This is a genomic window from Thermosporothrix sp. COM3, from assembly GCF_059696735.1.
Window position 1 is genome coordinate 4,736,527 of record NZ_AP019376.1, and the last position, 25,496, is coordinate 4,762,022.

General features: G+C 53.8%; 19 protein-coding genes. 7 read left to right on the forward strand and 12 right to left on the reverse strand.

Features of this window, described 5'->3' with window-relative positions:
• The first annotated feature begins 201 nt into the window (after positions 1–201).
• A complete protein-coding gene (hisS, locus tag KTH_RS20070) occupies positions 202–1,515 on the forward strand; it encodes a histidine--tRNA ligase (protein ID WP_497620692.1) in 1,314 nt (437 codons plus the stop codon).
• A 43-nt stretch (positions 1,516–1,558) separates the two neighbouring features.
• Here the strand turns inward: hisS and KTH_RS20075 are convergent, their stop codons facing one another.
• The 4 genes from KTH_RS20075 to KTH_RS20090 all read right to left on the reverse strand — a co-directional run bounded on the left by KTH_RS20075 (position 1,559) and on the right by KTH_RS20090 (position 6,713).
• Complete coding sequence (locus tag KTH_RS20075) at positions 1,559–2,983, reverse strand: WD40 repeat domain-containing protein (protein WP_497620694.1); 1,425 nt, start codon at positions 2,981–2,983, stop codon at positions 1,559–1,561.
• Positions 2,980–3,522, reverse strand: coding sequence for an RNA polymerase sigma factor (locus KTH_RS20080; RefSeq protein ID WP_111319400.1), 543 nt, complete (start codon positions 3,520–3,522; stop codon positions 2,980–2,982). The genes KTH_RS20075 and KTH_RS20080 overlap by 4 nt, the downstream gene beginning before the upstream one ends.
• 166 nt (positions 3,523–3,688) lie before the next feature.
• A complete protein-coding gene (locus tag KTH_RS20085; RefSeq protein ID WP_111319402.1) occupies positions 3,689–5,299 on the reverse strand; it encodes a DnaJ-like cysteine-rich domain-containing protein in 1,611 nt (536 codons plus the stop codon).
• Between the two features lie 226 nt (positions 5,300–5,525).
• The gene (locus tag KTH_RS20090; RefSeq protein WP_170142356.1) at positions 5,526–6,713 is read right to left on the reverse strand and encodes a M24 family metallopeptidase; all 1,188 of its coding nucleotides are present in this window, start codon (positions 6,711–6,713) and stop codon (positions 5,526–5,528) included.
• 281 nt (positions 6,714–6,994) lie between these two features.
• On the opposite strand from KTH_RS20090, the gene KTH_RS20095 reads away from it, so the two are divergent.
• Entirely contained in the window at positions 6,995–8,281 is a 1,287-nt protein-coding gene (locus KTH_RS20095; protein WP_111319406.1) for an LCP family protein, read from the forward strand.
• A 112-nt stretch (positions 8,282–8,393) separates the two neighbouring features.
• Positions 8,394–9,320 (forward strand): peptidoglycan editing factor PgeF, encoded by a 927-nt coding sequence (pgeF, locus tag KTH_RS20100; RefSeq protein WP_497620697.1) that lies wholly within the window; start codon positions 8,394–8,396, stop codon positions 9,318–9,320.
• A 47-nt stretch (positions 9,321–9,367) separates the two neighbouring features.
• Here the strand turns inward: pgeF and KTH_RS20105 are convergent, their stop codons facing one another.
• The 3 genes from KTH_RS20105 to KTH_RS20115 all read right to left on the reverse strand — a co-directional run bounded on the left by KTH_RS20105 (position 9,368) and on the right by KTH_RS20115 (position 15,055).
• The gene (locus tag KTH_RS20105) at positions 9,368–10,033 is read right to left on the reverse strand and encodes a transaldolase family protein (RefSeq protein ID WP_111319410.1); all 666 of its coding nucleotides are present in this window, start codon (positions 10,031–10,033) and stop codon (positions 9,368–9,370) included.
• A 442-nt stretch (positions 10,034–10,475) separates the two neighbouring features.
• Positions 10,476–13,832 (reverse strand): glycosyltransferase, encoded by a 3,357-nt coding sequence (locus KTH_RS20110; protein ID WP_497620700.1) that lies wholly within the window; start codon positions 13,830–13,832, stop codon positions 10,476–10,478.
• 5 nt (positions 13,833–13,837) lie between these two features.
• A complete protein-coding gene (locus tag KTH_RS20115) occupies positions 13,838–15,055 on the reverse strand; it encodes a glycoside hydrolase family 113 (protein ID WP_497620702.1) in 1,218 nt (405 codons plus the stop codon).
• A gap of 422 nt (positions 15,056–15,477) precedes the next feature.
• Here KTH_RS20115 and KTH_RS20120 point away from each other — a divergent pair, with 422 nt between their 5' ends.
• From KTH_RS20120 to KTH_RS20135, 4 genes are all read left to right on the forward strand, one after another.
• Positions 15,478–16,203: a YggS family pyridoxal phosphate-dependent enzyme gene (locus KTH_RS20120; RefSeq protein WP_211326018.1), complete on the forward strand. Its 726-nt coding sequence runs from the start codon at positions 15,478–15,480 to the stop codon at positions 16,201–16,203.
• Between the two features lie 62 nt (positions 16,204–16,265).
• Positions 16,266–16,760, forward strand: a complete 495-nt coding sequence (locus KTH_RS20125) for a DUF6391 domain-containing protein (protein WP_111319416.1) — start codon at positions 16,266–16,268, stop codon at positions 16,758–16,760.
• A 3-nt stretch (positions 16,761–16,763) separates the two neighbouring features.
• On the forward strand, positions 16,764–17,033 hold the full coding sequence (locus tag KTH_RS20130) for a YggT family protein (protein ID WP_111319418.1): 270 nt from the start codon (positions 16,764–16,766) through the stop codon (positions 17,031–17,033).
• Positions 17,034–17,036: 3 nt separating this feature from the next.
• Positions 17,037–17,312: a DUF167 domain-containing protein gene (locus KTH_RS20135; RefSeq protein WP_111319420.1), complete on the forward strand. Its 276-nt coding sequence runs from the start codon at positions 17,037–17,039 to the stop codon at positions 17,310–17,312.
• A gap of 35 nt (positions 17,313–17,347) precedes the next feature.
• On the opposite strand, the gene KTH_RS20140 is transcribed toward KTH_RS20135, so the two are convergent.
• The 5 genes from KTH_RS20140 to KTH_RS20160 form a co-directional block, all read right to left on the reverse strand.
• Positions 17,348–20,122: a protein kinase domain-containing protein gene (locus KTH_RS20140; RefSeq protein ID WP_497620705.1), complete on the reverse strand. Its 2,775-nt coding sequence runs from the start codon at positions 20,120–20,122 to the stop codon at positions 17,348–17,350.
• A gap of 226 nt (positions 20,123–20,348) precedes the next feature.
• The gene (locus KTH_RS20145) at positions 20,349–22,976 is read right to left on the reverse strand and encodes a protein kinase domain-containing protein (RefSeq protein ID WP_497620707.1); all 2,628 of its coding nucleotides are present in this window, start codon (positions 22,974–22,976) and stop codon (positions 20,349–20,351) included.
• 348 nt (positions 22,977–23,324) lie between these two features.
• Entirely contained in the window at positions 23,325–23,777 is a 453-nt protein-coding gene (locus KTH_RS20150) for a hypothetical protein (RefSeq protein WP_111319426.1), read from the reverse strand.
• Positions 23,778–23,791: 14 nt separating this feature from the next.
• Positions 23,792–24,016, reverse strand: coding sequence for a hypothetical protein (locus KTH_RS20155; RefSeq protein ID WP_170142373.1), 225 nt, complete (start codon positions 24,014–24,016; stop codon positions 23,792–23,794).
• Positions 24,017–24,215: 199 nt separating this feature from the next.
• Complete coding sequence (locus tag KTH_RS20160) at positions 24,216–25,421, reverse strand: GAF domain-containing sensor histidine kinase (RefSeq protein ID WP_497620710.1); 1,206 nt, start codon at positions 25,419–25,421, stop codon at positions 24,216–24,218.
• Positions 25,422–25,496 lie beyond the last annotated feature (75 nt).

The following is a 25,496-nucleotide window of genomic DNA, read 5'->3' on the forward strand; positions in this document are numbered from 1 at the left end:
CTCTCCTTCTTCCATCATGTGGGGAGAGATCGCCCCACTTCTATTTAGCACACATTCAGGTCTCACGTTTCAGCATTTTTCAACGTGTTGTACCGGATTGTAAGAAAGTTGTGATATTCTTGTCTGCGATGTCTCTACAGTCATGTAAGAATCTGCTATAATAGCTCTATTCGCAAAGTGCTTGGAGGAGATAAGATCGTTATGCCAGAACAATTTCGAGCATTACAGGGTTTTCGCGATATTCTGCCGGATGAGCAGCCCTACTGGCGCTACTTCGAGCAGGTAGCGACCGAGGTTGCCACGCTTTTTGGATATCGCCGCATTGATACGCCTCTGCTTGAAGAGACAGCCGTCTTTCGCCGCACATCCGGCGAATCGTCCGACATCGTGACGAAAGAGATGTATACCTTTGACGATCGCCCCGACAAAGAGGGACGCCGCCAGAGCATCACACTACGCCCGGAGGCAACGGCCAGCGTGATGCGTGCCTATATTGAGCATGGCATGTTCAAGCTCCCTCAGCCAGTCAAGCTGTTCTATCTTGATATGGCGATGTTCCGTCGTGAACGTCCTCAGGCCGGGCGCTATCGGCAGCACCATCAGTTCGGATGTGAGGCCATCGGAGAAGAAGATCCAGCGCTTGACGCCGAGATCATCGGTCTGCTTCATGAACTCTTTACCCGCCTGGGATTGAAACACATCCGTGCCTCTATCAACAGCATTGGCGATCAGAACTGCCGCCCGCAGTATGTTGAGCTGCTGAAGGAATACTATCGCCCGCTACTGGACGATTGCTGTGATGATTGTAAAGTGCGCTATACCAAGAACCCATTGCGCATGCTTGACTGTAAAGATCCCAGGGACCAGGCGAAAATTGCCGCGGCACCCAAAATCTCCGAGCATCTTTGCGAAGCCTGTCAGGCCCATTTCGACGCCGTGAAACAGTATCTCACCGCCTATGGTGTGCCCTATGTCCACGATCCATTGATCGTCCGTGGTCTGGATTACTATACCCGTACCGTGTTCGAGTTCACCAACGAAAAGGATAAGCTGGCGATCAATGGCGGTGGCCGCTATGATGGCCTTGCCGAACTCCTGGGTGGCCCACATACACCCGGGATTGGCTTTGGGCTTGGGATTGAGCGTATCATCAATGAGATGAAGCGTCAGGGGATTGAGCCGCCCCCAGAGCGCTCTACTGAGGTCTTTGTGGTCTACTTTGACCGCAAGCCAGAACTCAAACAGGCCGCGGTTGAGATCACGGCCCAGTTGCGCCATGCCGGTCTTAAAACCGAGATGAGCTATGGAGACCGCAGCCGGAAAGCGCAGCTCAAGCAGGCCAATAATTCACATGCGTCCTATGCAGTCCTGATCATGGAGGATGAGCTGACGCGCAACGCCGTCATTTTGAAGAACATGCAAGCAGAAGAGTCCGACCTTGAGAGCAAGCAGGTTGAGGTTGATCGCTCTCAATTGGTCAACCATCTCACTCAGACCCTGAATCAGGGACAGTAGTACAGCGTGAGCCGGGGGGGCTTCCTCCCGGCTCCTTTTGCTTTCAGGATACCTTCCAGATCCGAATAGCCAGCGGTTCCTTACTCTTTCCACCTCCCCAGAAGCTTTCACCGACCGCAAAGAAGGAACCATCAGGCGACCAGGCCAGCGCCCCTAAAAACTGGTTCTGTTCCGCCGAGGTATACAACGTTGTCCCATCAACCACATTCCAGATACAAAACTCGCTGCGCAGCCCGGTCGACCTTGTGTTCTGTCCATCCGGCGTTGTGATATGCAGGCTCAACCAGGCAGAGGAGAGAAGCCGCGAGCCATCAGGCGACCAGGCAAGGTCCGCAATATCATTCACGTTGCCGTATCCGCTATAGACCAGTTTCTGAGCCCCGGTTTGAGCGTCATAGATAATCACCTGACGATGCTGGTCCCGACCAGGGACCACCAGCGCCAGGGAACGATTATCCGGAGACCAGGCAAACAGCGAAGCCACCGCATCATAAGACGCAACTTTCTCAAGCGTGCTGGCATTCCAGATCATCATCTTGCCGTTCTGCTCGGTTGCTATCCGACTTCTATCAGGAGACCACGCGACGGAGGTCGCAAATCCATTGAGTGACACTACACGCTGTTGCGCACCATCGTCTACATGCCAGATCACAAACATCTGGGTCAACATCTGGCCCTCGACAGATACCAGCGCCTCTATCGACTTTCCATCCGGCAGCCAGCTCAGGTTGAGAATCGAGCCAATCAGCTGATCTGAGCCTGGTAGCTGAGCGCCGAGGACTCTGACGACCTGTCTATTCTCGGCATTCCAGATGACCAATTGACTTCCAGTGCCAGCCGCGATCAAGCGTCCATCTGGCGACCATCTGACATCCGTAATCGCTCCTCGCAGTCTCGGAAGCGGGTATACCTTCTCATCGGACCCGGTCAGCGCGTTCCAGCTTTTGACGGTATCACCAATCACGGCGACAATGTGCTTCCCATCTGGTGACCACTCAAGCGAGTACACCGGTGCCTCCGAAGTCGCATAGGTCTGAACCAGCGTGGGTGTAGCACCTTTTTGAGAGGGCGGTATCTCCGCTGTCCGGGACAGGTGCTGATTCTGCTTCGCCTGATAGAGAGCAAACGCGACACTGCTCACCAGCAGGAGAAGCAAACAGGCGGCCACCAGGATTCCGAACCGCAGGACAGGCACTTTTCTGAGATCTGCAAGCCAGCTTCGGCGCATGCGTTTTGTTCTCTGTATGCGTGATTGTGATACAGGCTGCGCCATTCGGCTCGCGATACGAGACCAGGCCCAATCGACCGAACGCTGATCCTCATCATACGAGGCGAGAATATCCCGGAGATCATACACAAAGCGCTGGTCGACGTCCTCTGACGTTGTTGGTTCTGATGCGGCCCGAAGCAGCTCTTCCACCTGCTCATCTATGTGCTCGGCATCAAATTCTCTGTGTCGTTCTGTCATTGTCCGTTCTCCCTTCTGGCCTCTTGATATAAAGCCCGTAAGAGATTCAGCGCTCGCGAAATCAACATACGCACATTTCCTTCTCTTTTTCCTACAAGCTCAGCGATTTCCCGACAACGCATCCCCTGGACAAAGCGCAATTCAAGCACACGGCGTTGAATGTCAGGCAACTGTCTTATGAGAGCATAGAGCCGTGCATAGTCCTCCCCACGCTCGGCCAGCCGCTCGGGAGCCAGCTCTTCATCTTCATACATCGAGTCAGTGACCGTTTCCAGGGCAACCGCCTGACGTTTCTCTCTCGACCGATAGTAATCGGCCACTTTATTATGAGCGACCCGCCAGAGCCAACGCCGCTGATAGTCTTCACCTAGATCTTTCAATTTTTCATTTTCGAGCGCTGCTAGAAAAATCTCTACCAGCATGTCTTCTGCATCCTCACGTGAGGCAAGATGCAGCCGTAAATATGCAAATAAGTTAACAGAATATTTTTGATAGAGATCAGCGGCTTTCATATCATGAACAGATAACGATTGTTGCATAAAAAAGAGGTTTCCTTACCTTCTCAGGCTTCGCATGCGATAATTCGTTAATAACTATCGTCTTTACAGGCAAAGCGTCACGCGTCCCCCCCAAAATAAGGAGCGGACGCCCATCTCTGGGTATCCGCTCTTCTCGCTGGAAGGTGCAAAACGGTTCGTTTCGCGCCTACTTATAGCGATAAGGATTCTTGCCGCCATGCTCGTCAAAGGTATCCGGGTTGTTGGGATCCTCGGGCGGAACCTCTACCGGAACACGATAGCCGCCGGTCGGGCGATTGCTATCATCAGGATTTGGGACAGTCACCGGGGTTGTCAGATCAGCCGTGATTGCCTTGAAGAGACGTCCGATATTATCCCATCGTGCCGGGAATTGCTCAGCATAGAATTTCTCACTGCCCTCGCTGTCATAGATATACACAACGTAATCATGATCGCCGAAGCGATAAAAGACCCGCGTGTATGGGATACGCGCCAGCTCAATCACCTGAAGCGTGGGGCGAGCCTGTAACTGTGGCTCCGTTCCAGAGCGCTCCCGTCCCTGGCGAGTTTCGGAATCGACCATATTGACGACCGTGCTCCATACCTCAGCAGGGACACCATCTGGCGGAGCAGCGGCATAGAGAGGCTCATTGACCTCGGTATTGAAGACAATATCACCGCCAGCCTTCAGCAACTGCTGTGCGGGTATATCGGTCTGACCGATGATCTCGGTACGGGTGCGCAGGTCAAAACGCCGGGCGATCTCGCGATGTCGCACCAGCTTGCTTGTCCCATTGCAGTTCTTACATAGCATCATCCGTGAGCCTTCGCAGGTCTCACAGACACGCTTGCCATTGCCGCAGGTGCAGGGCATCTCGCCTTTCACACAGTCGGGACAGGGAATCGTCGGTCCCTTCTCCGCGGGATCAGAATCTATCGGATTTGGAATCGGCACACCTTTCTGTCGAATGCCCTCGAAGAGATCGGAGAACTTCCCGGAGATCGATCGAGACACACCTTCAGCCTGCCGCTTGAAGAACGGCTTCTTTGTGCCACCGGGCTCGGTATCAGCAATATAGCCACGACCCCGACAGGTAGTACAGCGCTTTTTCGTTCGTCCTTTACAATCGGGACAGACCACCCACCCGCGCCCCGTGCAATTGGCACAGAGCACATGCCCTGTTCCATTGCAGTTCGTACACGAGACAATCTCATCCATGTTCTCCAGACGAGTGCGTGTCTGAGGCGGCTTCAGCCCCACAACCTGTGGAAGCTCATAATCCCAGACAGGGAGCAACGGCTTTGGGGCACCAACAGTCTGCCCGGTGTAGGGCTCGCTGACAATCTCCATCTGCCGCGATTCCCAGCGCGTCTGTAATGTCGCCTCCCAGACCTCGCCACTATCCCAGGTATGCAACTCCGCATAGGAACCGAGGTCTTTAGCAATACGCCAGTTTTCGTTACTCCACATATTGAGCAGTTGACGCAGGCGCTGCTCTTCTACGGTGTTCGCTTGCCGGGGAGTGGGTTGCTCCTGAATCTTTTGCCAGTAATCGCCAGCTTTATCGACCACCCGCCTGATGCGTTGTTGAGCCTCACTTGCTCCCTGAACAACCATACGTTTAATATCATCTATCGTCTTTTCAATTTCATCTTGCTGCGCTTTATCATCTGGCCAGGAATAGCCTCGATTCTCTGAATTTGAAGCTGAGCCCGCATATGTCTTATCCGCGTTTTTATCATCCGAAGGTGTATGGCCTGAGTTATGCAGATAGGGATCGGTGTTGCGCTCGCTCATAGTCTGGTGCCTCCATCCTGTGGCTTCAACAAAGCCAAACGGTGAACTCTCGATTGATTATATCAACTCACGCTATTATGATGCAGTGTTTATCAATCCTGACTGCTGCTACCTTATATACGCCATACCCAGACGTTGGTTGTATTTTCAGAATGATCGGCATGTCTCCCCATCCAAAACAAAAGAGACCGACATTCCTGACTGGAAGTCGGCCTCTCGTGGGTCTTTATGAGAGAAGCGGCACAATTTCTTCCTGGACAGGAACCCCGGTTACTTCAACATCATTCTTGCCAATAATCAGGTCAATTTCACTGCGCACTCCAAATTCTGGCAGGTAGATGCCCGGCTCAATAGTGCAACAGGTATCAGGCAACAGAGAGCGGCTATCATGTGTCTCATAGTTGTCATTGTTGGCCCCCTCGCCATGCGTGGCCGTGGTCAGACTATGGCCGGTCCGATGCACAAAGTAGTCGCCATACCCCGCTTTGACAATCACGGCACGGCAAACATCGTCAACCTCACACCCCTGGACGCGCTTTCCGGCGGCGATACGCTCCCTGATAAAGGCAACAGCAGTATCACGTGCCTGCTTCACAACCTCGAAGACCTCGCGCTGCTTCCGGGGAATCTCGTCTCTGGTTCCGGCAAAGGCCATCCAGGTATAATCGGCGACAATCGCGCCCTCATCTCGCGTGGTTGCCCAGAAGTCGAACAGGATCAGGTCGCCGCGCTTGATCGGGCTAGAAGTGGTCGCCGTCGGCTCATAGTGGGGGTTACTGGCATTCGCATTCACCGCCACATGGGGCAAGCCCTGCGACAGATTCAGGCCAGCCGCCTCAAGCATCGCGCCAAAGCGCTGCACCACCGTATACTCATCAAGCTCACGCCCCCTGCGCAGATCCTCACCCAGTTCTGCAAAGAGCTTATCCTTTATCGCGATCAGCGTTTTGCCGGCTATACGATGCGTCTCGATCTGCCAGGGATTCAGGCAAGCAACGAAATATTGTGACAGATCAGCAGAACTGACGACCTCCACATCTGCCGAGCGCACCAGTTCGACCGTGCCAGCGTCAACACGGGCAATGTAGGGAATAGCGTTCATGGGCGAATATTCCATTGCAACCTTTTTGGACGATTGCAACGTATCTTTTAGTAGAGCATGCAAATCCTGCCAGGTACGGAAAACACGATGCTCTCCAGGCAAATCGTTCAACACATGCGGCTCAACCGCACTGACAATAGCTGTTGGCGTTCCTTGAGCCGGGACAAAATAAAACCAGCGTCGCGAGTAGAAAGCATTCAATGGGAGCGAAAGGACCCGATAGGCGATCGGGTTTGACTTGCGAAAATCATAAAAGAGCCACCCATCTATCTTCTCATCGCGCAAGGCCTGTTGAATATGTTCAAGATCCATAAGACCATATCCTTTCTCGCTACGAGCCGGGGGACAGCGATACATTGTCATCTATTCAGACCATTGTATCACGGACATCTAAATATGGTACAATCTTCCCATAGCAAACGATTCCTTCTTTAGTATACTCGGCAAAAAGACAGCAGGAGGAGAAAATACGGCAACCCGGCGGAACAAATCACCGCCAGAAGCACTCTCTTCTGATAGATACCTTTTTCTTTTATCTCTGGCCCCCGGACACTTTATACTTTTTTGAGATACTTATCAGGAATGCATGATTTATGACCGATCAAAATACTCAAAACAATCAATCTAGCGAGCCGGTAGAAGAGAAGCCACCTGCCGAGCCACAGTCAACCGAGGGACCCGATACACCACCAGAGACCGCAACCACAACAAAAGAAGAAACAGACAAGCAGAGGCGCGAAGAGCTCTCCCAAACGCCAACCGTCCAGATGCCGGGCACAAAAAAGAAGCGCAAGCGCCGCCCGGTACGCATTGCGTTGACGATCTTTCTCGCGTTTCTGGTCCTCTTCGGCGCCATATTAGGAGTAGGATACTGGTATTATTATCAGAACATTCATGATCCACTCACCAAATTCTATCGACCCATTACTAAGAATAAGCCGGGGCAACAGCAAACGCCAGAACCACAACTCAGCAGCATTCAAGGGCGAGCCTGGAATTTGCTTCTTCTTGGCAGCGATAACGATAGAAAATACACCTTCCCTGCGGTCCTGACACAGGTTATGATGGTTGTACGTATCGATCCCATTCAAAACAAGGTTACGATGCTCTCCATCCCTCGTGATTCCTGGGTTCCGATTCCCAACGACTATGGAATGCATAAGATAGACCAGGCTTTCTTGCTCGGTGCAAACCAGAATAATAGCTTTGAAGATGGCGTGGCTCTGGCACAACAGACAGTTGAAAAGAACTACGGCATTAAAATCGATCGCTACGGATGGATCGGCCTTGATGGGTTTGCCAACGTCATCGACCTGCTTGGAGGCGTCGATATTGTGGTTGAACATCCCATTGTTGACGACACTTATCCGGATGATATGGACAAGCAGGTCCACACGCAAGACAAGAACGCATACAAGCGGCTCTATATCGCACCCGGTCCTCAGCACCTGAACGGGCGTGAGGCACTTGAATATGTGCGCTCGCGGCATGCCGACCTGATCAGCGATATCGGACGCACCTATCGCCAGCAACAGGTACTGACAGCACTCCAAAAGAAGCTCAACGGCCTCGACCTGCTGAACAAGCTTCCAGAGCTTCTTAAAGACCTCGAAGGGAAGGTCTACACCAACGTGAGCGAGCAAGAGATGCTGGACTTTGCCAATTTCGGACGCACGCTCACCGCAGAGAAAATCCAGCGCCTGACGCTTGGCCCGGGCGAAGGGAAAGAGAACTATGGCCACTGGGACAAGGTTATTGATTACAGCATTGGCGGCCTGGAACAGGACGTTGTGATACCGCATTGTGAGAACATCCAGCCGTTGATTAACCGCATTTTTGAACTGGGAGCGGACACCCAGAGCTGCAATGTAGGAACATAACGAAGCTTCAGGAGTGAGGAAATAAGGCTCCGTTCCTCACTCCCTTCTTATGCTACCCATCCTCTATATGCTAGAATAAAATCAAGCATACAGTTTCTCCATTTCGACCACCTTGATAAAGAAGGATACTATCTTGATCGAACAGCACTATCAACAACTCCGGTTCTTGCAATTTCACCATCTTTCCGCGTACCCCGAGCTTGTTCACGGCGTCTTTACCCGTCACGGTGGCACCAGCCCGGCACCTTATCACAGCCTGAATACAACCCATTCTATCTTACGAGAAAAACGTGATGCCGTTGAAAACGTTCTACAGAATCGGCGGCTGGTACTTGAGGCGCTTGATATCGCCGATTCGCCCTGTGTGACGCTCTGGCAGATCCACGGAGCTGATGTTCATGTCTATGAGCCGGACGCACCCTGGCGCTCTGACTGGTCCTCAGCCAGTTATTTCCAGCCCGGTTGGACTCCCGAGACGATCAGAAAAGGAGACGCCATTATCACACAAACCCGGGGCATGGCGCTGACGATGTCCTTTGCCGACTGTACTCCCCTGCTTTTCTATGACCCGGTTCAACACGTCATCGGGATCGCACATGGCGGTTGGCGTGGCACGGCTCGTGGCGTCACCCTGACCACTATTGAGGCGATGCAACAGCGCTTTGGCAGCCACATTGAAGATATTCACGCCGCGATCGGGCCGACGATCGGAGAGTGCTGTTATGAGGTTTCAGAAGAGGTTCGTGCCATTTTTCTGGGACGGGCAAACTTTGACGAGGACCCCATTGCGGAGCGGTTCCGCCCACTTCTTCGGGAAGCTGCTTCCTTTGGGATCGTGCAGGAAAACGGACGCGACAGCTTGCGCCTGAACCTGCAAGAGACTCATCGCCGTCTGCTGCTCCTGGCTGGATTGCGTCCGGAGCATATTGAGGCGGCCAACATCTGTACCGGCTGTAACACGGCTGACTTCTTCTCACATCGCAAGGAGAACGGGCAGACGGGCCGCTTTCCGGTCACGATCATGCTCCGTCCTGCGTGAACAGGGTGGGTCAGAACAGCGCATCCTGACCCACACCCCTTCCTGAACTAGAGCGATCGTAGCTCGCTGCTATCCTTCTCAAAGCGCTCGACCGCTTCTTCGGTATCGGGCTCGGTGACCATTGTCAGTAGAACCTCGGGAGGGACTGTCAGATCATGTGCACCCGCTGCCAGCGCCTGCGCCGCCTCAACCGATGATTTGATACTGGCCGCCAGAATACGCGTCGGCAACTGCTGATCTTGAAAGATCTTCGCCATACAACTGATACGCTCGGCAGGCTGAATACCATTACGCAGCATCCGATTATAGTAGGGAATAATGAACTCAGCACCAAGCAACCCTGCTGCATACGCCTGCGCAACTGAGGTAACAGCCGTAAACGCCAGACGGACCCCCTGCTTTTTCAATCGCATTGCGATCTTCATGCCGGTCTGGGTCAGCGGAATCTTTGGTAAGATGCGCTCTGGTGCGATCTCAATGTAGCCCATTGCTTCACGATAGCCATCCTCTTCGCTGGCAATAGAGGGCTGCATAAAGATATCGCCGCTCACACGCTCTAGAAGCTGCTGCAAGAGCTCCCGCGCTCCAAGATGCTGCCCACGTTTCCACGTATTCAAAAGAATGGTCGGATTCGTCGTCACTCCCGCGATTGGTAGCACAGCGGCAACCTGTTCAATCTCGTCAAGGTAGGCGCCATCTACATAAAGGGCCATGTCTCACGCTCCTGATCTTCAGATTATGCACACACACATTCACTCACCACATCTTTACATATTACCAAAAATGCGACAGAAAGTCCCAGGCTTGAGCTCATGGTGCATCAGCTCCCTCTGGGCAGAGAATACGAATGTCACTTGGTAGTGGACCTCACCTGTGTCAGAATCCTTTTCATGAACAGGTCCCATCAGGCAGACAGGGAACCAACGACTGTACCTCGTCAAAGACTTCTGGACAGGAGGGCATCATGCTATTGCGACGCGCACGGATGCGAGTTGAAAGAAGCATTCCCAACTCTTTCGGCCCGGGGAGTGTCAAAAATACATCCTCCGAAAAAAGATACCGCCGTCTCACGTCCGGCGGTATCTCCAGCAGAGGCATCAGGTGAGCCGCCCCAGGGAACAGGAGGCGTCCACCTACGTGAAGTAGACAGGGAAACTAATGCTGATGCTCAGGGCATGGTTGCTCGACCACCCGGGCAACATGATGCAGCGACGGCCCTCCCTTTTTGTAGAACAGTTGCATCCCCGATGTATCCTGCACCAGCAACAGATAGTGCGTCCGAAAGCGAGCGCTCTTCACATCCAGTGCCTTCATGCCTCCATCATATACGACCCACTCAGCAAAGCGTTCCGGCTCCTGGAGCGCCTGCTTCCACCGCAGGCCCGAGCGCTCATCAAGCAGGTTGCGCCGCTGAATAGTTGAAAGGCGCGGGTCAGGCCGACGTTGTAATATGATGCCTCCGTTGTAGTGCTGCTCCAGGTAGCGATACACCAGGGGCACAGGTTCACACGTCTGACCCTGCTGCCGCTCCTCTAGCACAACGCCCCCGTCAGCCGCAAGCGCCACAGACTGCCCCAGAATCAGCAGCGCAAAGATCACTAACATGATGCGAGAGAAGGGCCGCCAGTGTTCCAGCCTCACACTATCACAGAACAGCGCACAGAACAGCGCCACAGGCACCAGCAGCAGCGAGCCAAATCGCACATTGTGAAACGAGGCATGAGATGTATCGGGCAAGAGGATAAAAAGCTGTCCTGTATAGAGCGCCAGCACCAGAAACACGAAAGGAACAATCCCAAACGTCAGCACCGTCAGCGTGACCGGCGTCAATTTCTGCCGCCTGACATACAGCACGATACCGATACAGGCCAGCATCACAGGTACTATCCCGGCAAAGAACGCAGGTGCGAACGCAGCAATTTTCAATGCTATCCCGATATGGTGAAAGGCCGGAGAGATGCCCTGTGTATGCCACATCTCAACAGGGAATAAAGCCAGGCGAGAGAGCTCAAGCAGCGGATTACGCGCCTGGATTAGATTCCAGCATTCCCAGAGCACCAGCCCCCACACGCCCCACAGACCGAAGAGCAACAGGTTGCTTCCAATACAGGAGAAAGACTGCCGCTGAAGTTTTCCGGTCACGACAAGCAAGATTAGTAGCGCCAGAAACACGCCCCACCCAAGAGGATGAGCCATCATTGCCAGCAACGAGCAGGCCCCTGAGAGGATCAGGAGACGCAGCCGCTGCTCCTGCACCCAGGCCAGAAAAAAGAAGAGCGTCGTCGTACAGGTGGCAATACCCACCGCTTCAGCAAGCGGCGTCGCTTGCAGGTACAGCATGTTTGGATTCAGCAGAAACAACAGCGTGCCCAGATAGCTCAGAATGCTTCTGCCCGTCAGGCGCTTGATCGTCAAGTACAAGAAGCAGGCAGTACAGACATAGCAAAGCATCGAGCCCAGGCTACCTGCAAGTCCCGTTTGCCAGAGATAGGAGTTCCAGATAAATGGGAGCATCACAACCTGGGGCATCGAAAACCACGTCCCTGCCGGTAACGCCTGCCCGGACGCAATGCTCTCAAAGGCATGGTGCGCCAGCCGCAACTGGATGGTCGCCTCGCTATAAAGCAAAATCTGTCGCCGCCAGAAGAAGTAACCACAGCTCGCGATACTCAGCACACTGGCAGTACCAAGCACGACCATGAGCCAGTGATCAGAGCGGCGTCGCTTCTTCACCTCTGCGGCAGGGGCCTGCATCCGCGTAAAGACCGGCAACGGAAACGTTTGTAGCGTCGCATACATCCGGTTCAACATCATTGGCAGTGGATTGACCCGCAGAATCTTATCAGTGACCGGGAGGATAAAATCCGTTCGGCTTCTGGTCAGCTTGAGCGTTGCCGAGGCTCGCTCTTCTGGTGGGTAGCCCTGGATACTCTGCCCATCCTTCAGATGCAGACCATGCGTGGTTTTCTGCCAGTAATGCGGGCGGAACACCAGTTCACCAAGCGCCAACAACGCGGCCAGACACCCCCCAACCCAGTAGAGGGGAATCAACAGGGCACATGGCATCAGAGCGTACAGCTTCCTTCGGGCACAACCAAGCAGGTACAGATAGACATAGAAAAAGTTTCCAAAAGCAAAGCAGAAAATCCCCAGATAGAAAATTGGCAGAGGGAAAAGCGTATGATAGAAAGGCATCACAAGATCTTTGCAGAAGAGATAGAGCAGAAAGAGCGCCCACATAATCGGATTGATAAACAGCATGCAGGCACCGCTTCCGATAAGCAGATGAAGCGAAAACAGGTTGCGTAGCTCTCTCCGTCCCGGCGTCAGCGGATAGCGCGTATGCACAAAGTAGGTTTGAAAGTAGCCTTTGATCCAGCGGGAGCGCTGTCGGAGCCAGTTCCCCCCCTGCGAAACGGCCTCCTCATAGGTAGTAGAGTCCAGCACAACCGTCTTGAACCCGCAGCGCGACAGCCGCAACCCGAGATCACAGTCCTCCGTTACGTTAAAGGCATCCCACCCGCCAAGCGCACGCAGAACCGAAGCCCGAAAATGATTGGAGGTTCCTCCAAGCGGCACCATCAGCCCGAGCTTCTGCAAACCAGGCAGGATCAGATCAAACCACATCGAATATTCAGCCGTATACCAGCGCGTCAACAGGTTTTGCTTCGCGTTATAGCAATTCAGTCTGGCCTGCACACAGACCACCTCGGTGTCATGGCTCGCGAAAGCCAGGACCGCCTTCTTCAACTGGAAAGGGTCCGGGACATCTTCCGCATCATAGATGACGATATAGCTTCCCGTCGCATACATCAGGCCATAGTTACAGGCCCGAGGCTTGGTGCGCGGCTCTCCGGGAGGTACCGTTACCAGGTGAAAATGTGGTGGCAGGGCTTGCGCCCGAATCACGCTCCGGGTCTGAGTATCATCTTCCTCGGTCAGCAGCAAGATCTGTAATTTGTCTTCAGGGTAGTCCAGTTGCTTGAGCGCCCGCAAGAGCTGCGGCACAACCGTCGCCTCCCGATAGAGTGGACAAAGCACCGTATAGCGCGGCCATTCCACATCCTTGAGTTGCCGAAGCAGGATTTCATCAACCTTTGTGGTCTCCGACGGCCCGGCGACTCGTGCCAGCATCCAGAAACTCAGGAGCAAATGCAGTGCATAGACAATCGTGATCAACGCAATAGTCGTAACGAGCAAAGAGAGGCCAGAGAAGAAGACACCAGCCAGACCGGCCAGAACGACCATACAAGCGATACCCATCTGCGACCTGCTCCATACCTGAAAAGCGGAGAGGCCGGGACGAAACGGCACAAATACCTGAACGTTCTTATTTCTGACTCTGACAATCCGTGCAGCAGCCCGGCGATATTCCTCGGTTTCCTTGATCGGATCGTGATTTTTCTCCCACTCGGCCTGCTTTGCCAGCCATACTTTATAGTGCTCAAGGGTATTCGAGGTCTGTTTCTTTGGTATCTTGAGCCGAGGGGCTATCATTCGTTGGATCATCATGCTCTTTATCCTTCTCCTGTATGGCTCCCATTGGAAGGACGCTGTACATCACCCGGCTGACATCGCTGTTTCGCTGCTCTGCAACCGGCAAGACGAAAAGGACCCTCGCTTTCGGATTCAGGCGTTGTGGGAGGAGAGGTAAACCAGTTGCGCAAAACGATGGCTGCGGGCTGATCGCGCAAGCTCATGGCCCCTACCTCATCCCAGGCCCAGAAGAATACCCCCCTGATGCGCGGGTTGCTGAGGGCATACTGAAGCGCGGCCTCACAGGCGCTTGCCTGCAATGCAGGATCCAGCGGAGCCTTGCTATGCACACGCCAGGGATCAGCAAGTGCATCGCTATGCCGACGGTACCCGATCTCTGAAATCAGGACCGGTTTGCCCAGACGACGCGCAAAGGTGTCAAGGGCGGCCCCTTCACGCTGCTTCCAGACCAGTGTGAGATGTGATCGTGGAATCGGTCGGGGTTCCAGCAGAATCGGCATATACGCCGATACACCTATTGTGGTCAGGGCAGGATCTTTCATCCAGGCAGGAGGCTCCTCCTGCAAGCCGGTCCAGTTCATGTCATAGACCAGAGAGCCGGTATAGAGCGCACGCGCACGGCCCAGCAACTGAGTCCAGAGTTGAGCGGGGGCATGGGCCGCCAGCCATTCTAGTTCAGTTCCAAGCGCCAACTGCTCAACCTTCTCCTCCTGCGCCACCTGTACATATGGCTGGATCGCCTGCCAGTAGCTCTCAAACCAGCGGCCTATATCCTGCTTCCGTTGAAAATAAATATCTCCAGCCCAGTCGCTTCTATCTCGCTTCACCGTCAGTAGAAACGTTGTGAAGACACGCAGCCCCTGGGCATGAGCCGCTCTGACACCCTCTGCGTAGGAATAGAGAGCAGGCGCGTTTGTATCCTGAAACACGTCAGTGGAGATCAATGTTTCCTGCGTCAGGAGAATTGGCATCTGTATCCAGCACGCGCCTGTCTGGGCCTTGAGCAAGGCAAGGCTCTTGCTCCAGTGCTCATCTCCGTACCCTGTTACACTCCATTGAGGATACGAGATCCCGGCCTGAAATGGCCGCTGTTCGGTCTCACAGGACGTAGGCCCGGTCATGTGCAGATCTTGCCTTGGTTTTTCGGTCTTCTCCCATCCACCACTGCAAGCAGCCAGCAGTACACAAAGCAACAGGAGAAGCAGCAGGACAGGCAGCTTCTCTCGTGAGGCATCCACCCTTACAACCCTCCTCACCACATAATTCTGAAAGAGGCCTTATCTCATCATACAGTGTACCTTTTTATATCAAGACGTACAATATCATTTCAAATAATATCAGTATAGCTTCATGGCATCCAGGCGAAAGCGAAGAACGCCAATGACGCCACACAACGCCTGTATCCGATCTCAGGGATCGAATTTGCCAGATAGACAGGAGAAAAGAAAACCAATACAGCGAGCGTTTTTTGAAGAGTACTTTCAAGCTATCATGACCTTTTCTCTTCCCGATATTGACGAATGCGTTGATCTATGCCAGTATGCACAATATATATGTGATATAGAGAAAAGGGCACACAACTCCTGTACCCGATCAAGCGTATTACAACTGATCAGCATCAGCAACGATTACACATTCCGATACATTTTGAGAGTATACTGTGGTAGAACATTCATCATCGTTTCTAGAACCGGAAGAGCTTGCCCACAATATCGAGCAAGTTCGCAATAGAATCGCTGAAGCGGCCCAGAAGGCAAACCGCCCGCTGGAAGAGATCACGCTGATTGCCGTTTCAAAAACTAAGCCGGTTGAACTGGTTCAACTGGCTTTTCAGCAGGGGCTCACCCATTTCGGGGAAAACCGGGTTCAGGAGGCGCTTCCGAAAATAGCGACCTTTCACCCGGAAGGGATTCACTGGCATATGATCGGGCACCTGCAAAGCAACAAGGCTGGAAAAGTGGTCGAAGCATTTGACATGCTTCAAAGCGTTGATAGCCTTCATCTGGCTCAGGTGCTGGAACGTCTGGCAGCATCCAGGGAAAAACACCTGCCTATCCTGCTGGAAATCAATATCGCAGGCGAGGCCTCAAAGGCAGGGATGCGTCCGGAAGAGAGCCTGAGCGTTGCCCGGGAGATCGCTGCATACCCCCATCTGGATATACAGGGCGTGATGACAGTCGCGCCGCTGGTTACGAATCCCGAGGAGGTACGCCCGGTATTTCGAGCGCTCCGCGAGCTTCGTGACCGTCTGCGCGATGCCGTTCCACAGCATTCCTGGCATCACCTCTCGATGGGCATGACAGATGACTATCAGGTCGCAATTGAAGAAGGCGCAACTATGGTACGAATTGGACGAGCGATTTTCGGCGCACGCCCTTCCCGGTAAGCTCTTGTTAGCGGCGATGTCGGTCATTGACAGACAACAGGCATCGTGCAAGGAGGAACAGAATGCAACTCGATGATTTTATGTTTGGCCGTCGTATTCGCCAGAACCATGCACTTGAGCATGCAACCATTACCATTTTAAGTCAACGCGTCCCGAACCTGACAGTGAGCGCCCGTTCCAATACGAACGGCTTCATTATCTTCGGTGATGTGGACCTGGGAGAGCTACGACACGCCCTTGAAGAAGCGCTGCGCCGCCTGCAAGCAGGAGAAGCGGAGCTGGCGATTCATCCCAATTGCGGCACCAATCTGGCCGTCGGAGTCACAATGGTGACCCTCGGGACACTGCTTGGCTTCGCATCCAGCAATACCCGCACCCGCATTGCAACCGCTGCCGCCTCTACGCTGGCCGGTTGGGCCGCCGCCCGGCCAGTTGGTGAATATGTCCAGCGCCACTTTACCACCCTGCCAGATCTCCAGGGCGTGCGCGTTACCGAGATCATCCGCCGCAATTTCTTCGGCCTCACCTTTATTGAGGTCCGAACGGTCCAGGAGTAATGTATGAGCATCTTCTTTCTGATCGTCTACTATATCGCAAACATCGGGCTCAACATCCTGATGATTTGCTTTTTCGTGCGCGCTTTCCTCTCCTGGTTTCAAATCGATGAGCGCTACGCGATTGTGCGCTTTCTTGCGTATGTCACCGACCCGTTTATTGAGCCATTCCGACGCTTTGTTAAGCCAATTGGCTTCTTTGACCTTTCGTTCTTTCTGGCAGCCTTCTCCATTCAGATCATCAGGATCCTGATCCTGCAAGCCCTGCCCATCTAGTGTATGTACATTTCGGTTCGTGTGATCCCCCGAAGCGGGAAAAACAGCCTTGAGTGGGAGCAGGGCACGATTAAGGCCCGCCTGACCGCGCCGCCAGTTGATGGCGCAGCCAACGCGGCGCTGATTGATCTGCTTGCACAGAGCCTCGCGGTGCCCAAACGCTCCATTCAGATCGTGCGAGGAGAAACAGGACGTCAGAAAACGCTGGAGATTGAAGGCGTAACGCTGGACGAAATCCAGGAGCGTATCAAGAATCCGCTCAAAAAGAAGAAGCGGTAGGCTGTTTAGCACTACCGCTTCTTTGTTTTCGCTGGCTATTCACCGACTAACAGCTTGCCAGAACCGAGCTGCGATTCCATCTGAATCTGGCCGCGCTCGTTGACTCGAAGCATCACAATAGGCTTTTCAAGCGGGTTGCCATCTGCCCCGAAGGAAATCTGACCACTTGCGCCCTGAATGGCCTTGGTCCCGGTAATCTGAGTCAGCGCATCTTTGACTACCTCAGGTGTCAGTGTGTTCGTTCCACCCTTAGTAGCGTTCTCACACGCAGACAGCAGGGCCAGCATTGCATCATAGCCCAGGACCACATTGAAGGCCGGACGAGTAAAGCCGTAGGGGCTTCCCTGATGCCGCCGATTAGGGTCAAAGGCGTCTGGATAGTCCTTATAGAAGGACGGCTTCTGACTTCCGTGACCGAGCACATCCCATTCATCTGGATATGCAAATGCGGTAAAGCGCAGCCGATTAAAACCGCTGTTATTTGCCGGATAGCCACCCAGATTGTAGAGCGCATCTCCGCCCAGGATCTGCAAGTTCTGGGTATTCGGCTTCTCAGGCAGATCCTTCAAAAGGACACTCACATCATCGGAGTACCCCGCGAAGTAGATCATATCAGGTGCCGGGCTCAACTGAAGCGCGTCATCTAACGCCTGACTGATAGAGGTCTCGTCCTTCAGCGTATAGGAAACCGGGCCCAGAATCGTGCCCCCCTCCTGCCGAAACTCCTGCATAAAGCTTTCAGCCAGGCTGCGGCTATATGTATTCGCAGGGTCCTGGAAGACAACGACATTCTTCGCGTTCATCTTGCTCTTTGCGTACTTCGCCGCGACCTTCGCCTGTTCCTGATTGGATGGCGCGACCCGGAAGAAGTATGGAGAGACGCCGGTCAGATCATCACTGGAAGCTGTTCCGGTAATCATCGGGACCTGGGCTTTTCCCAGTACGCGAATCGCGGCCTGTGCATGAGCGCTATACGGCCAGCCCATCACGCCCACAACGGTTGGATCATTTTTAGCGAGCTCAACAATTTGATTGGCAACCTGTGGCACAAAGCGATCACTATCGCCGCCATTAGCAATCAACAGGCGAACCAGCTTGCCACCGAGACGCGCCCCATTGTTCTGGTTGAACTCCTTCTGCGCGACATAGGCACCCTGCAACTGATCACGCCCGGCCTGAATGTTATCTGCTGCACCGGTCAGCATCGTACCCACGACAATCGTTACATAGGGCTTGCCAGAATCCAGCACACGCTGATTTTCCAGGTTAATCAACACCTCTGCATCACTGCTATCTTTCCCGAGCGCGGCTCGCCAGAGGGACTGAGCGCTGTTGACATCTCCGGCCTTCAGCTTCTCCGCGGCGGCCTTCTTATCTGGACCACTCGGGCGATTCAGATCAAAGGCCGTCGAGCCATCACTGATCCCGATCAGTTGCCCATCTACCGTCTCTACACCCAGGACGTTCTTTTCGCCGGGGGTTGGAGTCGCGTTAGCGGTGGGTTCGGTCTGCGTGATCGCAGTGGGGGTTGTTCCAGGGCTGGCCCCCTGTTTCGCAGGGAACAGACGCGGGACCCCGATAATCGCAAACAGAATCACGCCAAGCACCACCAGCAACAGCAACGAATTGCGCACCCAATGAGACTCTTTCTTTGGCGGCGACACAGGTTGCACAGGAGGTGGCGTCACCGGAGGCGGCGTTACAGGCTGTTTGGCCGCTGGACGGGAAGCCTGTCCGCCCTGAGTCGCCGTCCCACGCTGAGGCATGGTATTGCGTCCCATGTTATAGTTCTTGCGCAAGATATCCTGAATATCTTTCCGCATCTCGCCGACACTCTGATAGCGCTTGCTGGCATCGATGGTCAGTGCCTTCTTCAGCATCTTCTCCGTCTCAACCGAGAGCTGTGGATTCAGCGTTCGGGCATCAGGAAAGTTAAACGGCGGATAATTGCGCGGATCGCGATTGGTCAGGAGATGGTGCATGGTTGCCGCAAGCGCATAGAGATCCGAACGGGTGTCTGCATTGCCGCTATATTGTTCGGGCGGGGCATAGCCCTGTGTGCCCAACGCCGACGTCTGCTTCCGCTTGGCATACTTGTTCACATCCGCACGCGCAATACCAAAGTCAACCAGATGTGCTTTTTTGTTGCTCGCACCGATAATGATATTGGCAGGCTTGATATCGCGGTGAATAATGGGTGGGTTCTGCTGTGCCAGATAGTCAATGATATCAAGGACCTGTAAAGCATAGGTCAGAACCTCGCGCTCCGGCAATGGCTTCTGCAACCGATCAATATACGCTTCCAGATTCTCACCGGGCACATACTCCTGAATCATGAAGTAGCGCGATCCCTCCTGAAAGCTGTCAGTAACATCAGGGATCGACGGATGATTCAGGCTCGCCAGTGTCGCAACTTCACGGTTGAAGTTGTCAACGTCCTCACTTAATTTTGTGGGATCACTGCTGTCAGTAATCAGCTCTTTCACCACAACGCGTTTATTTGCCACACGCGTATCTCTGGCAAGCGCGGCTGTACCCATCCCCCCCTCACCGAGCACCTTTTCAATAACATAGCGCCCATTCTGTAGCGCCATATTTGGTGCAAGCTTTCCCGAGCCGCCCGTCATTCCGGTTATACCGGGCGACGTGGTTGGATAGACTACTGTCGGCCCCGTATTCACCGGAGAGGCACTTTTGACAGGAGTTACGACGGTTGGCGCATTCGCATTTGTAGAATCCAGGGCAAGGCCGCAGTTCCCACAAAAATCTTCGCCAGGCGCATTATCTGTTCCACAGACAGGACATCTCATAGTATGTTAGCCTTATTCCCACTTATGCGTTAACTCGCTCTATAACTGACAACTGACAAAAATGACAGTCCGAACACCACACCGATGACCGCTTCCACAAATACAACAACAGAGACACGCTCACTCATAGAAAATACAGAACCAACGGTTCGGACTGCTCATAGGGGAGACAGCGCCCTCATCTGCCGTTGTTCCCCTTTCGGGACCCTGACTTCTCTGTCACACACTACAAGAAGTATGTCCCGATAATCTTTGGCTCCATCTGAATATGACCATTATCATCAACCCGTAGGATTACAATTGCCTTGTTCAGCGGGTCTCCATCCGCGCCGAAAGAGATCTGACCGCTGATTCCCTGAAATGCATTTGCGCCATTTATCTTTCTCAGGCCCACCTGTAGTGCTTCAGGCGTTACCTTCTCCTTACCGTCCTTCAACACGTTAGCGCATCCAAGGAGCAGCGCGGTCATCGCATCATACGAGAGAATGACGTCATTGTTCGCCCTCGTATATCCATAGGCAGGGGCATGCGCTCCGCCGGGATTAAAAGCCGCCGCATAATGACTGAAGAAAGCAGGTCGCGGACGTCCTTTCGCCAGAATATCCCACTCGTCGGGATAGGCCAGCGACGTAAAACGCAACCGGTGAAAATTGGCCCGGGCACTGCTCTGAAAGCCATTTAGCTCATAGAGTGTATCGCCTCCCATGACCGGCATTTCTCCCGGAGGCAGGTTCACCAGCAGGGTACTGACATCTCCCGAATACCCGGCAAAGTAGATCATATCAGGATTGGGCTTCATTGCCTGCTCCATCGCCTCGGAGATCGTCTCAGCTTTATGAATGGTATAGTTGACGGTTGTCACAATAGTGCCACCAAGCCGCTGAAACTCCTGCGCGAAATCGCTGGCAAGGCTCTGGCTGTACGGATCATTCTTATCCTGAAAGAGCGCAACCTTTTTCACGCCAAGTGTCTTGCGGGCATACATCGCGCCCGCCTTCCCCTGAACAGCGCTTGGTGGCGCAATCCGGAAGAAATAGGGTGAGATTCCGGTCAGATCATCGCTGGTGGCTGTCTGCGAGACCATAGGAAGCCTGACCTCTTTGAGTAATCGCGCCGCTTCCAGCGCTCGTCCGCTTAAAGGCCAGCCCATCACCCCGACAATCGTCGGGTCCTGCTTCATCTGCTCCTTGATCCGCTGAACCACCTTTGTCACGTAGCTGTTCTGGCTACCGCTGCTGGCAATCAGCAATTTCACCAGCACACCACCCTTCAGCTTTGCGCCATCATTAAACTCTTTCTGGGCGACGTACGCTCCCTGAAGATCATCGCGTCCCACTCCGACCTCATCATCAGAGCCGGAAAGCATGGTACCAACAACGATTGTCACATGTGGCGCATTTCCAACTCGCTGGTTCTCCAGATAAATCAGGGTTTCCGCGTCGGACGTGTCCTGAGAGGATGCCTGCTTCCAGAGCGAAATAGCTGCCGAAACATCGCCTTTCTGGAAACGCTCCGCTCCCTGCTCCTTCACCACACCGCCGCTTCGCTTGACATCGAACGCAACGCTCCCATCGCTCAGGCCGATCTTCTCGCCATTGATCATCTCGGACCCGATACCGTGGCTCTCCGCAGTCTCCGGCTTCTGCCCGGAATCCGGGCTGATAAAAGAAAAGACGCCAAAAATACTCACGCCTAAGAGCGCCAGAAGCAGCAGGCCGATCAGCAACAGCAGGCCTGTATTCACACGCCTCTTCTTCGTCGGCAGCGCTCCTATAGGAGGCAGCAACGGCGGCTGATCTGTGGGCGGCGGAGGTGGGGTAAAACTGGCATTCGCCACCTGTTCTCTGCGCTGGACCGGAAGCGTTGCTCCCCCCCTCGGGCCACCCACTTCTGCGGTTGTGACAATATGACCAGCAGGGAGAACATCAACTTCAGGGATGTCGCGCACCACGCCAAAGCGAACCCGTAAAATCGTATCGATCTCCTGTTTCATGGCCGCGGCGCTCTGGTACCGCTGCTCTTTGTCTCGCAGCAGCGCTCGCTCCAATACCTGCTCAAGCTCAGGCGAGAGCTGCGGATTGAGTGACCGCACCGAAGGATAGAGAAAAGGAGGATAATTGCGAGGATCCCGGTTGGTCAGCACATGGTGCATGGTCGCAGCCAGCGCATACAGATCGGAACGCGGATCAGCTTCTCCCTGATAAAGTTCCGGCGGCGCATAGCCGGCAGTGCCAAAACGTTCGGTTCGCTTACGGCGCTCATGTTTATTCTGTTCCGCCCGGGCAATACCGAAATCGACCAGATGCACTCCCTGCTCATCGTCACTGAGAATGATATTGGCGGGCTTGATATCACGATGGATCAGGGGGGTTGGCAACCGGGCCAGGTAGGCCAGCAGATCCAGAATATCGGATACATAGAGCAGGACATCTCGCTCTTGCAGTGGATGTTGCAGGGTTTGCAGGCGCTCCTCAAGCGTTTCGCCCTCAATATACTCCTGCGCCATGAAATAACGCATCCCCTCCTGAAAGTGATCGGTGACCCCTGGCATCAGTGGATGATCGACATGCGCAAGGATTGCCACCTCTTGTTTGAAGTGCTTCACTTCTTCCTGCCATCCGGCCACATTCGCCTCATTGGAGAGCAGCTCTTTAATCACCACCTGTTTGTCAAGCCGCACATCGGTTGCCAGCAGCGCCGAGCCAGCGCCTCCATCGCCGAGCACTTTTTTAATACTATATCTGCCCCCTTGCAGGCGCGTCCCCGGAGTCAGGGCCCCGGTAGAAGAGGAAACGCGCCTCTCCTGCCCGATATGCCTCCCGCAACGGCCACAAAAGCGGCTACCATCTCGCATAGGTGCATTACAATAAGGACATACCATCGTTTCAGCCTGCCTTCTAAGACGCAAATAGAGCCCACATCTCTATAGACGTTTCCAGCTCATTATACTTGTTTACCTGATATCCGTCGAGAACCAGCAGATGTTCTTTCCCTTCGCTCATAAACAGGCTCGAATAGTGATAGACTGGCCCTTTATAGATTACGTATTTGCATACAAAAAGTTCAACAAAAGGGGGGAAGTAATGTTTATCTAAATGGACGAAAAATGGCGGGGAGAATCAAAATCCGCCGTTTGGGAAGAGAAAGGCAGGCAAAAAAAAGCAGGACACCGGGAACGAAAACCCCCGGTGCCTTTTCCGCTCTACAGATGTGGACAGCGCAACGAAATGATTCCCGGAGCAAAGTGGTTTGCTTTCTGGAGGTATTCCGGCTCGTTCGCTTCTATCATCAGTTTATGCATCAAAACAACATCGCCATCCGGGAGAGGCTCCGCCGGTTGCAAACAGAGTTCCATCACCGCACTCCCCCGCTCGTACACCTTGACCAGACCACCAGAGCCGGGAATTCGATAAATCCTGTCGGCGCTCGAAGGACTGGCAACTTCGAGATATCCATACTTCATCAACTGTTGATATTGTTCGTCGGTCAACATCTCCTGCAAGAGCGCCCTGGCCCGATTCTCAGCCGAGAAGTGTTCACTGACACTCTCACGAAAACGTCCGACACGCCCTTCTGGCGCTTGCGACAGGTAATAGATCGCGAGCAGGAGAAACAACAGCCATATGCCCAGAAACAAACTCAGCGTTTCTAACATAGCTGTATCGCTCCTCACCCACCTACAACACGCGGTACAATAACTATCTGCTCGGCAGTACGATCAAACTTATCGATGCGCTCGGTAGGGCCGGGGCTGACTCTAAATGCCGTTGCTCCGCGCATACGAGCCTCTTGAAAGATACGCTCTGCCTCTCTCACTGCGGCCTGAGCCTCAGGATCATTTGCATCGGCTTTCTTCGGGTCCCATGTAATTCGATCGTCTCCCCGACGGGACATAATACGTAGCATTCCCACGGTCCGTCTCCTTCTCTTTACATGCGTGACTACTACCGCGCTCTTCCCGGCTTCCTGGTTTTGACTACACCAAGAAACACTATGAGATATTTTGAGAATAGCATGCGTTTAAAAGTGCGTCAAGGGTTTCTACTAGAATCTTACACGTACCAGACAAACATTTGGGTGCAGTACGCTTCTCTTATGCTGAAAGCAGTCCTGGAAAGAAGCAAGTGAAGAGGCTCCCTTTGCCGGTCTCACTCTCAACCTCAACTCGCCCCCCATGTGCCTCGACGATCGCTCTGACCGCTGCCAATCCCATTCCCTGGCTGTGACGGTGACCCTCGGGACGACGAATCTGGTAGCCGCGTTCAAAGATACGTTCCCGGTGGCGCGGCTCAATCCCTCTCCCGGTATCCTGCACCTGAAGCAGCAACAGCGATGCATCCCGCTCGTCTGGCGTGGCGCGAATCCAGATCTTTCCTCCCGGCTCGGTATTATCAATCGCGTTACGCACAAGGTTTCGCACCACCTGCTGGAGCCGCAACTGATCGGCATAGAGACGGGGCAACGTTGGTGGCACCGCTATCTGTATTTTAAGCGAGCGGTCCTTCGCGTCCAGCTCCAACTGCTCGACTGCATCAAGCACGACTTCGGCAACATCCAGCAGCGAGCGATACAGTTGCAGCCGCCCATTATCCAGACGCGCCAGCAGCAGCGTATCTTCGATCATTGCATAGAGGTTCTCGCTGCTGGCCCTCGCTCGTTGCACAAATTCAACCTGCTCCCCTTGCAAGGGTCCCGCAGACCCGGCCAGCAAGAGTTCAAGATAGCCATTAATTGTGTTCAGGGGCGCACGCAGCTCATGCCCAAAATGAGAGATCAGATGATGTCGTTCTTCCTGTTGTACGCGCACGGTGTCAAGGTTTTCCAGCAAGGAAGACAGCAGCGGGATCGCCTGCCGCAGTGTCTGAATCTCTTCGCGGCGAAAATCTCGGTGTCGTCTGAGTGAGAGAATGCCATAAAGCTTCCCGCGGACGCTCAACGGAGCCGCCAGTTGGGCAGACGAACCCACACGTTCATGCACCAGAGGGGGACGCGCATGCAGTATATGAGCAACGCCAGGATCTCGCTCTTGCAGTTCTGCCGCAGGGTGACGCTCTCCTTCCACGGTCAGACATCCAGCTTCAGTGCGCCACTGCCAGAGACGCAGTTCATCCGGCTCTAAGGAGCGATAGAGGTACAGGTCCAGTTGCTCGCTCTCGATCAAGCGCCCGATCTCGGCCAGCGTGGCGCGATACAGTACAGTCGGCTCACCCTGCGCAATCATCCACTGTGAGAGCTGTACAAAGAGCTCAAGCTGCGTTGTGGGCTGCGATGGGCAGGAAAAAGAATCTACCTTCTTCATTATCAAGACCTCTTCAACTACACCTAATCTGACTGTACAGGGGCGGATTTTAGCGGCTGTTTGCGTCAGAGTATA

Bases quoted from the DNA above. Each gene is read 5' to 3' on its own strand.
- KTH_RS20105 (WP_111319410.1), bottom strand. From the start codon at position 10,033: ATGGCCCTTTATGTAGATGGCGCCTACCTTGACGAGATTGAACAGGTT.
- KTH_RS20155 (WP_170142373.1), bottom strand. From the start codon at position 24,016: ATGTCCCGTCGGGGAGACGATCGAATTACATGGGACCCGAAGAAAGCC.
- KTH_RS20075 (WP_497620694.1), bottom strand. From the start codon at position 2,983: ATGACAGAACGACACAGAGAATTTGATGCCGAGCACATAGATGAGCAG.
- KTH_RS20160 (WP_497620710.1), bottom strand. From the start codon at position 25,421: ATGAAGAAGGTAGATTCTTTTTCCTGCCCATCGCAGCCCACAACGCAG.
- KTH_RS20150 (WP_111319426.1), bottom strand. From the start codon at position 23,777: ATGTTAGAAACGCTGAGTTTGTTTCTGGGCATATGGCTGTTGTTTCTC.
- KTH_RS20080 (WP_111319400.1), bottom strand. From the start codon at position 3,522: ATGCAACAATCGTTATCTGTTCATGATATGAAAGCCGCTGATCTCTAT.
- hisS (WP_497620692.1), top strand. From the start codon at position 202: ATGCCAGAACAATTTCGAGCATTACAGGGTTTTCGCGATATTCTGCCG.
- KTH_RS20135 (WP_111319420.1), top strand. From the start codon at position 17,037: ATGTACATTTCGGTTCGTGTGATCCCCCGAAGCGGGAAAAACAGCCTT.
- KTH_RS20085 (WP_111319402.1), bottom strand. From the start codon at position 5,299: ATGAGCGAGCGCAACACCGATCCCTATCTGCATAACTCAGGCCATACA.
- KTH_RS20090 (WP_170142356.1), bottom strand. From the start codon at position 6,713: ATGGATCTTGAACATATTCAACAGGCCTTGCGCGATGAGAAGATAGAT.
- KTH_RS20110 (WP_497620700.1), bottom strand. From the start codon at position 13,832: ATGATGATCCAACGAATGATAGCCCCTCGGCTCAAGATACCAAAGAAA.
- KTH_RS20130 (WP_111319418.1), top strand. From the start codon at position 16,764: ATGAGCATCTTCTTTCTGATCGTCTACTATATCGCAAACATCGGGCTC.
- KTH_RS20095 (WP_111319406.1), top strand. From the start codon at position 6,995: ATGACCGATCAAAATACTCAAAACAATCAATCTAGCGAGCCGGTAGAA.
- KTH_RS20125 (WP_111319416.1), top strand. From the start codon at position 16,266: ATGCAACTCGATGATTTTATGTTTGGCCGTCGTATTCGCCAGAACCAT.
- KTH_RS20140 (WP_497620705.1), bottom strand. From the start codon at position 20,122: ATGAGATGTCCTGTCTGTGGAACAGATAATGCGCCTGGCGAAGATTTT.
- KTH_RS20145 (WP_497620707.1), bottom strand. From the start codon at position 22,976: ATGCGAGATGGTAGCCGCTTTTGTGGCCGTTGCGGGAGGCATATCGGG.